This is a genomic window from Anaerotruncus sp. DFI.9.16 (genome assembly GCF_024461615.1).
Lineage (GTDB): Bacteria > Bacillota > Clostridia > Oscillospirales > Ruminococcaceae > Anaerotruncus > Anaerotruncus massiliensis.
In genome coordinates this window covers 1-10261 of the sequence record NZ_JANFZX010000075.1, presented here as the reverse complement: position 1 = coordinate 10261, position 10261 = coordinate 1, and the positions used below count along the sequence as shown (strand labels likewise).

The following is a 10261-nucleotide window of genomic DNA, read 5'->3' as shown; positions in this document are numbered from 1 at the left end:
GTCCTTCTTTGGTGACTTTCTTTGACGTAAAGAAAGTCACTCGCCGCCGGTCGACTACCGGCAAGCTACGCCGCTCCCCGAGCGGCAAACCTAAGAAGGTCCCCGCCGGTCGACTACCGGCAAGCTACGCCGCTCCCCGAGCGGCAAGATTTAGCCCTGCGCGTGCTGCTGCTTGCACTGGTCGATCTTCTTCTGCGGGGCGGGCTCGGTCTGGTACCAGCCGCGCTTGACCATCTCGTCGAAGACCTCGTGCTGGATCTGGTGTTCCTCATTGAGGATGTTCATAAGCTCGCTCATGACGGCTGGCGACGCGCATTCGTTCGCGAAGGTGTTGTAGCCCTCGGTGACGAATTTCTGGCTCGAAAGCACGTCCTCCATCATTTCACGGTCGCCGAACGGTTTCTGCTGGTTCATACGCCCTCCTAACCCAGCTGCTGAAGCAGCCGGTCATAATGGTTTTGGTGTTTCGCGGAGTTCTGTTCAAACTGGGTCTTGAGCTGCGGGTCGGTGGTCATCTGGGCATAAAGCGCGAACTTTTTGACGAGCGTCTGTTCCACGCCGAGCTGGTCCTCGATGGCGGAAAGTTCTTTGGACGTCAAAGGCATAAAAAAACAACCTCCTTCAATTGGGATACCTAAAGTATTCCAACCAAAGGAGGCAAATATACGATTGACCGCTCAGTGGCGGTGGGTGGAGGAAGCCACAAACCCGTCCACGAGCTGGTCGATATACTGGAAGGAAAGCCCGGTGCCAACCGCGACGCATTCGACGGGGTTTTCCGCAAGGCGCACCGGCATCTTGAGCTCGCGGGACATATAGACATCCATGCCGTGGAGCATCGCGCCGCCGCCGGTCATGACCATGCCGTTGGTGAAGATGTCCCCGACAAGCTCGGGCGGCGTGCGTTCGACGACCGAATGGACCGCCGCGCGGATCTCGCCCACCAGCTCGACCATCACCGGGTAGAGTTCCTTCCGGGTGAGCAGCACCTTGGTCGGCAGCCCGGTCGCAAGGTGGCGGCCCTTCACTTCATAGGATGCGTCCTCCGCGTCGCGGTCGACGCTCGCGATCGCGATCTTGACCCGCTCGGCCATCCGCTCGCCGAGCAGGACGTTGTAGCGGGAGCGCATGTATTTGATGATCGCGGCGTTGAACTTGTCCCCCGCCAGCTTGATCGACGTTTTGCAGACGATGCCGTTGAGGGAGAGCACCGCGATGTCGCTCGTGCCGCCGCCGATGTCGAGGATGAGGTTGCCGTTCGGCCGGGAAATGTCGATGCCCGCGCCGATCGCCGCCGCGACCGGCTCCTCGATCAGGTAGACGCTGCGCGCGCCCGCCTGCACGGCGGCGTCGACCGCCGCCTGCGCCTCCACGCCGGTGATGAGCGAGGGCACGCAGAGCGCCACCCGCGGTTTCATCATATTGTTGGGACAGGCCTTTTTCATGAAGTATTTGATCATCGCCTCGGTCATCTTGTAGTCGGAGATGACCCCGTCCTCCAGCGGGCGGATGGCGGTGATCTTCGCGGGCGTCTTGCCCAGCATGTCGTGCGCCTCGTCCCCCACGCTGAGCACGTCCCCGGTGCGGGTGTTGATCGCCACGACCGAGGGTTCCCGCAGCACGATGCCGTGCGCGCCGTTATAGACGAGTACCGTCGCCGTTCCCAGGTCGATCCCGATGTCGATTGAATTCATACGATTTTGTCCCCCTGACGGGCCCCGCCCGATTCATTACCGCATCATTATACAACAATTTACAGCATAATTCAACGCCGCCCGCCATTTGCCGCCATTTTCCTCTGCCCGGCGGGCGTCGTAGCCGCCACGGTGAGGCGGACCTCCCCCGCGCCCACCTTTTTGAGAAGCTCCGCGCACCGGCGGGCCGTCGCGCCCGTCGTGAGCACGTCGTCCACGAGCAGCACCCGCTCCCCCTTGAGCGCCGCGCCCCGGCAGAGGGAGAACGCCTCCCGCGCGTTGTGCTCCCGTGCGGCGGCGCCCTCCTGCCGCGCCTGCGCGCCGCCCTTTCCCGTATGGGCCAGGAGCCCGCCTTTGGCGGGCGCGCCCAGCCGCCGGGAAAGCTCCCGCGCCAGCAGCTCGGTCTGGCAGAACCCGCGCCGGCGGAGCTTTTTGCGGTGCAGCGGCACCCAGGTGACGAGGTCGAACGCCCCGTCCCCAAAGTCGCCGCGCACCCGCTTTGCCATCAGCGCCGCGAGGAAGGGCGCGTAATAGCTGCGCCCGCTGTATTTGTACCGGTGGATGCCCCGGCGCACGCCGCCCTCATACCAGAGCGCCGCGGACACGCCGTCACAGACCGGGCCGGACGCCTCGCAGACGCACCGGTCCAGCCGCTTGCCGCAGCCGGGGCAGGCCTCCCCCGCCGTCTCGGGCAGACCGCACTCCCCGCAGAGCCACCCCTCTCCCGCGAGCACCCGCCCGCAGAGGAAGCATTTGTGCGGGAAGAGCAGGGTGAGCGCGCGCTCCCACAGGCTAGCCATCGCACACCTCCCCCAGCAAAAACCGCAGGTTGGCGTAGCGGCGGGTCCGCTTGTGGCTCTGCACCATCGTGCGCACCGCCGAGGCCGAGCCGAGGATGATGAGCAGCTTTTTCGCGCGGGTGACCGCCGTATAGAGCAGGCTCCGGTAATACATGCGGCTGCGTCCCTCCGCGAGCGGCAGGATGACCGCGTCGTACTCGTTGCCCTGGCTCTTGTGCACGGTGATCGCGTAGGCGAGCTCGAGCTCGCCCGCCATGTCGAAGGAGTACTCCGCGCGGCGGCCCTCGTCGAACCGCACGATGATCGACGAGGAGGGGCGGTTGATGAGCTCGATCACGCCGATGTCGCCGTTGAAGATGCCGAGTCCCTCCTCGCCGTCCTCCTTTTCCCACAGGAGGTCGTAGTTGTTCTTCACCTGCATGACCTTGTCCCCCTCGCGCAGCGTCTGAGGGCCGGAGGAAAATTCCTTTTTGCGCTCGTCGGGCGGGTTGAGCGCCTGCTGGAGCACCCGGTTGAGCTCCCCGGTGCCCGCCGCGCCCACCCTTGTCGGCGCGATCACCTGGATGTCCCACATCGGCGAAAAGCCGTAGCTCTTGGGCAGCCGCCGCGCGCAGAGGTCGGCGGCGGTCGCGCAGATGCGCGCCGACTGCTGCTCGGGCAGGAAGAAGAAGTCGTTGTCCCGCGCGTCAAGCCGCGGGTCCTCCCCCGAGACGATCGCGTGCGCGTTGGTGACGATGAGGCTTTTGGCCGCCTGCCGGAAGATCTCCGACAGGTGCACGACGGGGAGCTTGCCGCTCGCGATGAGGTCGCTCAGAATGTTGCCCGCGCCGACCGACGGCAGCTGGTCGGGGTCGCCGACGAGGATGAGCCGGCAGGAGAACTTGACGGCGCGCAGCAGCGACTCGAAGAGGAGCGTGTCCATCATCGAGGTCTCGTCGATGATGACCGCCTCGCAGGGCAGCGGATTCTTTTCCCCGCGCTTGAATTTGGTGACCCCCGAGCCGTCGTCGAAGTCGACCTCGAGCAGCCGGTGGACCGTCCTGGCCTCCACGCCGGTCAGCTCGGTCATCCGCTTGGCGGCGCGCCCGGTCGGCGCGGCGAGCGCCACCTTCTCCCCCATCTGCCCGAGCAGGCGGATGATCGCCGAGATCGCCGTCGTCTTGCCGGTGCCGGGGCCGCCGGTGAGGATCATGAGGGGGGAGGTGACCGCCGTGACGATCGCCTCCCGCTGGAGCGCCGCGTAGGTGATCCCCTGCTTTTGCTCGAGCGCGGAGATCGCCGCCTCGAGATCGGGGGTGAGGCCCTCCCCCTTCTGGTCGCGCATGAGGGCGAGCTTGGAGGCGATGTAGCACTCCGCCTCGTAGTAGCGGGGGACGTAGAGGAAGGGCTCCCCCTTTACATCGAGCCGCACCAGCTCCCCGCGCGCCACGAGCTCCTCGAGCACGTCGGCGGCGTGGTAGCTGTCCGTCCCGACCAGCCGCGCCGCCGTCTCGAGCAGCTTCGGTTCGGGCAGACAGGTGTGTCCGTTGTTCATGCTGTTGTGGCGCAGCACGTGCAGGATGCCCGCGGCGATCCGCTCGAAGCTGTCGGGCGCGAGCCCCGCCGCGCCGGCCGCGGCGTCCGCCGTCTCGAAGGGCACGCCGATCTCCTCGCAGCAGAGCACATAGGGGTTCTGCGACACGATCTCCTGCGCCTGGGGGCCGAACTTCTTCCACGCCTTGATCGCGAAGGGCGCGGGAACGCCGATTTTCGCCAGATATAGCATTACAGTCCGTATACCAAACAATTTTCGATACTCATTGGAAATTTGTTCCGCTTTTTTTGGCGAAATTCCGGAAACCTCAGTGAGCCTTGCCGGATTCTGTTCGATCACGGTGAGCGTCTCGTCCCCAAACCGCGCGACCAGCCGCCCGGCGGTCTTAGGGCCGATCCCCTTGATCGCACCGGAGGAGAGATAGGAGGCGATGGCGGCGGCGGTCGCCGGGAGCAGCCGCTCATACTTGTCCGCCTTGAGCTGGAGGCCGTATTTCGGGTGGGTGGCGTACACCCCCTCCACGATGAGCGTCTCGCCGACGGCGATGCCCGCGAACTCCCCGACCACGGTGACCAGCTCGCCGTCGGCCGAAAGCTCGAGCACCGTAAAGCCCGTCTGCTCGCTGTGGAAGATGACCGTCTCCACCCCGCCCTCCAGCCGGTAGCGTTCGCCAAGCTCCATGTTCCTTCCCTCCCCGCGCGAAGATTTACAGCTATCATTATAGCCGTCCGCGCGGGAAAGCGCAAGCGCGCCGGGAGCCTGCGGCCCCTAGCGCAGCAACTCCGCCAGCTCCTCCGGAGAGCGGACGAAACGCGCCCCCGCGCCGCGCGCGAGCTCCTCGCAGTCGCGCGCCGCCCGCTCGTCGAGGCCCGCGTCGTAAAGCAGAAGCACTTGACCGCTCGGGTTGGATTCCCACTGGAGGCAGGCGTAGAAGAGGGACATCTGGTCGCCCGAATTTTTCCCTTCCCCGCCGACCGGCACGACCTTGTAAACCCCGTTGCCTTTCCGGCTCAGGCGCACCGCGAGCCACGCGGCCGCGTGGATGAACCCGATGCAGGCGAAGACCGACAGCAGGCCGATTCCCAGGATGTGCAGCATAAAAAATCACCTCGGAACATCCTATGTTCCGGGGTGATTTTGTGTGAGGCGTTTTGGGCCCTATCCCTTCACGGCGGCCAAAAGCGCGTCGGTTTTGTCGGTTTTTTCCCAGCTGACGCCCAAATCCTCGCGGCCCATGTGGCCGTAGGCGGCAAGCTGCCGGTAGATCGGGCGGCGCAGGCCGAGGGTGCGGATGATCGCCGCCGGGCGCAGGTCGAAGACTTTGGTCACCGCCTCGGCGAGCCGGTCGTCGGGCACCGCGCCGGTGCCGAAGGTGTTGACGTTGACCGACACGGGGTTCGCCACGCCGATCGCGTAGGCCACCTGCACCTCGCAGCGGCGGGCGAGCTTGGCGGCGACGATGTTCTTCGCCACCCAGCGCGCGGCGTAGGCCGCCGAGCGGTCCACCTTGGTCGGGTCCTTGCCTGAGAAGGCGCCGCCGCCGTGCCGGCCGAAGCCGCCGTAGGTGTCGACGATGATCTTGCGGCCGGTGAGCCCCGAATCGCCCTGCGGCCCGCCGATCACGAACCGGCCGGTGGGGTTCACGTAGATCTTCGTGCGGTCGTCCATCAGCTCGGAGGGGATCACCTTGTCGATGACCTCCGCGATCACGTCCGCGCGGATCTGCTCGAGGGAGACGTCGGGCGAATGCTGGTTGGAGATGACCACCGCGTCGACGCGCACCGGCGCGTCGTCCTCGTATTCGACCGTCACCTGCGTCTTGCCGTCCGGCCGCAGATAGGGGAGCGTCCCGTCGTGGCGGACCTCCGAGAGCCGCTTGGCCAGCCGGTGGGCCAGCGAGATCGGCATCGGCATCAATTCGGGGGTGTCGTCCGACGCGTAGCCGAACATCATGCCCTGGTCGCCCGCGCCGGTCGAATCCGCCTCGTCGCCCGCGCCCTGCTTCTGCTCGAGCGCCTCGTCGACGCCGAGCGCGATGTCGCCCGACTGCTCGTCGATGCTCGTCAGCACCGCGCAGGTCGCGTAGTCAAAGCCGAATTTCGCGCGGTCGTAGCCGATCCCCCTGATCACGTCGCGCGCCACGGCGGGGATGTCCACATAGCAGTTGGTGGAGATCTCCCCCATGATGAGCACCATGCCGGTGGTCACCGCCGTCTCGCACGCCACGCGCGCCTGCGGGTCCTTCGCGATGATCGCGTCGAGCACCGCGTCGGAAATCTGGTCGCAGATCTTGTCGGGATGTCCCTCGGTTACTGACTCCGAGGTAAAAAGGTACTTGGCCATCTTCTATCGAACTTCCTTTCGTCCAGCCCCTCCGGGCTTCAATATACAAATTTTACACCGCTTCCTCCGGCAGGACCTGCACCGACCGGTATTGGAAGCCGCCTCCGTCCAAAAGCTCCACCGTCATGACGGCGGAATAGACCTTCTGTCCGGAAGCCTCGGACACGTTTCCCTCGCCGTCCCGGACGGCGTAGCCCTCCGTCCACACCTCGTAGGAGATGCGCAGCAGGTCCCCCTCCCGTTCGGCGGAGAGCACCCGCGGCCACCACTCCTCGCCGAGGCCGCCGCCCCGCATCTGGTAGACGTTCTTCTGCGCGTCGTAGGAATAGGCGGTACGCAGGTAGTCGGCGGGCGCACCGAAGTAGGCGAGCGCCGTGGCCTCGACCTCCTCGGCGGGATAGGCCGCAAAGCCCTCCCCGTCCACCGGCGGGTCGACGCGCGCCCATTCGGGGCCGTACCGCTCGGCGTAGTCGATCTTGGACATGTAGATGTGGTAGTTTTTCTGCACCGTGAACTGGAAGAGGGAGTCTGGGCCGAGGTCCTCGCAGCGCTCCCAGCCCTCGGCGTAGATCAGGTTGCCGTAGGGTGCGAAAAAAATCTCCTGGCAGACCGCCGGATCGGTGTAGTCGGGCTCCGCCGGGAGTTCCGGCTCCGGAGCGCTCCCGGGCGCGGCGGGTTCCGCCGGACCCGGCGCCGCCGGTCCCGCGTCCGCGGGCGGAACCTCCCCGCCGCGCGCAGCGCAGCCGGCCAGCGCCAGCAGCAGCGCGAGCAGGCCGGCCAGAACCCTTGCGCGCGTCATACGCCCAGCACCGCCAGCACGCCGTCCCCGATCGCGTTCGCGGTCTGGTAGATGCCGTTGCGGCTGGTCATGCTGTCATACTCCGTGGGATTGGTGACAAAGCCCATCTCCACAAGCACCGACGGCGCGAAGGCGTTGAGGGTCACGCGGTAGTTGGACTGCTTCGCGCCCCGGTTGGTGCGCCCGGTATAGCCCGCCACGTTCGCCGAGAGGGTTGAGGCGAGGCTCTTGGAGATCGGCTCAAAGTAGTAGACCTCGGTTCCGCCGATCGTGTTCATATCCTTGGTGTAGGCGAGGCTGTTGCAGTGAAGGGAGATGAAGAGGTCGGCACGGTTGTCGAGCGTGATCTGCATCCGCTTGTTCATGTCCACGTCGTCGTCCCCCGTGCGGCAGAGCACGACCTTCGCGCCGAGCGACTCCAGCCGCTTCTGCACCGCGACCGCCGATGCGAGGGTGATGTCCTTCTCCATCGCGCCGCCCGTGCCGGGGATGCCGATCGCGCCGGGGTCGGCGCCGCCGTGGCCCGCGTCCACCGCAATTGTCACGCCGGAGAGCGGCTGGCTGCCGCCCGAGACCCGGGGCGCGTATTTCGCGTAGAGGATGACGTCGCCGTCGTCGTAGCTGATGTCGTAGCCCCACAGCCGCCGGGACCCCGACCGCAGGAACTGCATGACCGTGTCGCCGTCCTCCTCCGTCACGTTGACCGCGTCGAACAGGTCGCTGCCGTCCGCCATGCCGTCCTCATAGTCCGCGATGCCGGTCGTGTTAAAGAGCTTCACATAGAGCTTTTCCCCGTCCATATAGGCCCGGAACATCGTGTTCGCGGTGCCGTGGAAGGTGTAGTATTCGCCGCTGCCCGCCTGCTCGAAGGAGACGTCGGACACCCTGTTGCGGATGTTCACCTGCTCCTCCAGCGGCTGCACCGACTCCTTGGGGATCCAGCCGCCCGTCGACAGGTGGTACATGTTCCCCACCTCGGTGACATAGTCGACCGCGCCCCCCTTGGCCGTCTCGATGAAGGCGCTCGCCGCCGCGTCCTTATAGACGCTCGCCGCCACGTTCTTCACCTCGACGTACAGGCGGCTGCCGCTGCCGGTCAGGTAGACGCTGCCCGCCGATTTGACCGAGCTCGTCTTGCCCTTGTAGGTCATCGTGTAGGTGACGGGGCCGAGGTTGCGGGTGCCGTCCACCTCGCCCGCCGTCGTCTTGGCGGAGAAGGTCGCGGGCACGCCCGCCACGGCGGTCGCCGCCGCCTGCTTGAGCGCCACCTGCCGCCCGCCGACCGTCGCGGTCACCTGCGCGCCCGACGGGGCGGTGCACTGCAGGCTGATCGTCTCGCCCGAGTAGGTCGCGCAGTCAAAGGAGGGCACCGCGCTGCGGATGTTGGTGATCGTAACGGGGGTGTCCGCCCCGCGCGTGATGTTGATCTCCTCCGAACGGCCGCCGTTGCGGAAGACAAAGGTGTTGACCCCCTTCTGGAGCGCCACGAGCACGCCGAAGCTGCCGCGCGTCCCCCGGCCCGAAATCGCCTCGCCGTTCATCGTCAGCTTCTCGTCGGGGTCGGAGCCGCCCGTGATGAAGTAAGCGGCCGCCGAGGTGGAGACGTCCTTCTCCGGACGGGTCAGAGTCAGCCGGGCGGGCACCTTGAGATTCACATGGCTGGTGATCGCGTCGAAATCGTTGTAGCCGCCCGCCGCGAGGGAGGGCGCCGCCACCCCCGCGCAGAGCGCCGCCGCCAGCGCCGTGGAAATAAGTTTTCTGCACATTCCGTCTATTTTCACCTGTTTACCCCCTGTTACGCAATATTTCTTATACAGTGGGGATTCGGCCGCGTTTTCCTGCGGCCAATTCCTGTCAAATCAAAACAAAAAGCGCCCGGCGATATGCCGGACGCTATCATTTCCTCATCTCTCGGTCATACCGCTGGATTTGGCACCTTGCAATGCAGGTTGCCGGGCTTCACAGGGCCAGTCCCTCCGCCGCTCTTTATAAGGTAAAGCTATTCAGTTGTCTTTGTTATTCTACAGGATGCGCCAGAAAATGTCAAGCATTACGCGGGCTGTTCGGAATGCTCATGCTTCACCAACCGCGCGATCGGCTTGTAGACGAAATAGGTGACAATCCCATTGACCCCCGCCTTGAGCAGGTTGAAGGGGATGATGACCGGCAGCAGCATCGGGATGACCGCCTCGATCGGGGTGTCCATGAAGATCGGCGTAAAGATGAGGTTGCAGAATACCATCACCACGGTCATCGCCGCGACGCCCGCCCCCAGCGCGACCACCGCGCCCGAACGGGTGCGACGGCGGCGGTAGATGTTCCCCGCGAGCAGCGCGAAGGTGCCCGTCGCCAGAAAATGCATCACGATGCCGATGATGCTGCTGCCCGCACTGAAGGTCGTGCCCTGGATGACCGACACGACGAGCGTGAGCCCGAGCCCCGCCACCGGCCCGTAGAGGAAGGTGCAGATAAAGATCGGGATATCGGCAGGGTCGTACTCGAGGAAGGGCGCGGGCGGAAACGGAATGCGGATGAGCGCGACCAGCACGATTGATACGGCGGCCAGCATGGCGATGGTGGTGAGCTTGCGGGTGGTCTGGGATGCTTTCATGTGTCATACCTCCAAAAATGTTTGGAGCCTGCCGGGGAACTGAAAACGCCCTTGAACCAAGGTTCAAGGGCGCGGGCATATCGGCGGAAAATCCGCGAATATACGCCGTTTCTTTCATCCGGACTATACCGTTGGTATGGGAATCGCACCCATTCGGCCGACTTGCGCCGGTTCGCGGACTGTACCGCCAGTGGGGACTTTCACCCCGCCCTGAAACAGACTTTGTGGTTTTATTATAGCGCATGTGACCGTTTTGTCAAGGGGGTTGCCGTGGGCCTTTGGTTTGCCGCTCGAGGAGCGGCGGAGCTTTCCGCTCTCGCCCCGGCGGGCGGCGGCGCTTTAGATATGCCGCTCGGAGATCGGCGGAGCTTGCCGGTGGCCCACCGACGGCAGGCTTGGATTTGCCGCTCATGAAGCGGCGGAGCTTGCCGGGTCCCGCCCCGGCGGGCGGCCCCATTTCTTGTACGGACAAGAAATGGG

Annotated in this window: 10 protein-coding genes and 2 riboswitches; all 10 genes read right to left on the bottom strand. The window is 65.3% G+C overall.

Annotation, left to right across the window (positions count from 1 at the left end):
- Positions 1-150: 150 nt before the first annotated feature.
- The 10 genes from NE609_RS15815 to NE609_RS15770 all read right to left on the bottom strand — a co-directional run bounded on the left by NE609_RS15815 (position 151) and on the right by NE609_RS15770 (position 9781).
- Positions 151-414, bottom strand: a complete 264-nt coding sequence (locus tag NE609_RS15815) for a spore coat protein (protein ID WP_121586947.1) — start codon at positions 412-414, stop codon at positions 151-153.
- Positions 415-422: 8 nt separating this feature from the next.
- Entirely contained in the window at positions 423-605 is a 183-nt protein-coding gene (locus NE609_RS15810; protein ID WP_101549328.1) for a spore coat protein, read from the bottom strand.
- 72 nt (positions 606-677) lie between these two features.
- Positions 678-1694, bottom strand: coding sequence for a rod shape-determining protein (locus tag NE609_RS15805; protein ID WP_256153071.1), 1017 nt, complete (start codon positions 1692-1694; stop codon positions 678-680).
- A gap of 71 nt (positions 1695-1765) precedes the next feature.
- The gene (locus tag NE609_RS15800; protein WP_256153070.1) at positions 1766-2494 is read right to left on the bottom strand and encodes a ComF family protein; all 729 of its coding nucleotides are present in this window, start codon (positions 2492-2494) and stop codon (positions 1766-1768) included.
- Positions 2487-4709, bottom strand: a complete 2223-nt coding sequence (locus NE609_RS15795) for an ATP-dependent RecD-like DNA helicase (RefSeq protein ID WP_256153069.1) — start codon at positions 4707-4709, stop codon at positions 2487-2489. The genes NE609_RS15800 and NE609_RS15795 overlap by 8 nt, the downstream gene beginning before the upstream one ends.
- 87 nt (positions 4710-4796) lie before the next feature.
- Positions 4797-5126 (bottom strand): hypothetical protein, encoded by a 330-nt coding sequence (locus NE609_RS15790; protein WP_121586950.1) that lies wholly within the window; start codon positions 5124-5126, stop codon positions 4797-4799.
- A 60-nt stretch (positions 5127-5186) separates the two neighbouring features.
- Positions 5187-6371 carry a methionine adenosyltransferase gene (gene metK / locus NE609_RS15785; protein ID WP_256153068.1) on the bottom strand — a complete coding sequence of 395 codons (1185 nt, stop codon included), beginning with the start codon at positions 6369-6371 and terminating at the stop codon, positions 5187-5189.
- A 52-nt stretch (positions 6372-6423) separates the two neighbouring features.
- The gene (locus NE609_RS15780) at positions 6424-7170 is read right to left on the bottom strand and encodes a hypothetical protein (RefSeq protein ID WP_256153067.1); all 747 of its coding nucleotides are present in this window, start codon (positions 7168-7170) and stop codon (positions 6424-6426) included.
- Entirely contained in the window at positions 7167-8951 is a 1785-nt protein-coding gene (locus tag NE609_RS17890; protein WP_256153066.1) for an N-acetylmuramoyl-L-alanine amidase, read from the bottom strand. Before NE609_RS17890 ends, NE609_RS15780 begins: the two co-directional genes overlap by 4 nt.
- A 120-nt stretch (positions 8952-9071) precedes the next feature.
- Positions 9072-9165: riboswitch (SAM riboswitch) on the bottom strand.
- Positions 9166-9220: 55 nt separating this feature from the next.
- Complete coding sequence (locus NE609_RS15770; RefSeq protein WP_256153065.1) at positions 9221-9781, bottom strand: ECF transporter S component; 561 nt, start codon at positions 9779-9781, stop codon at positions 9221-9223.
- Positions 9782-9883: 102 nt separating this feature from the next.
- Positions 9884-10003, bottom strand: a riboswitch (FMN riboswitch).
- Between the last annotated feature and the right edge of the window lie 258 nt (positions 10004-10261).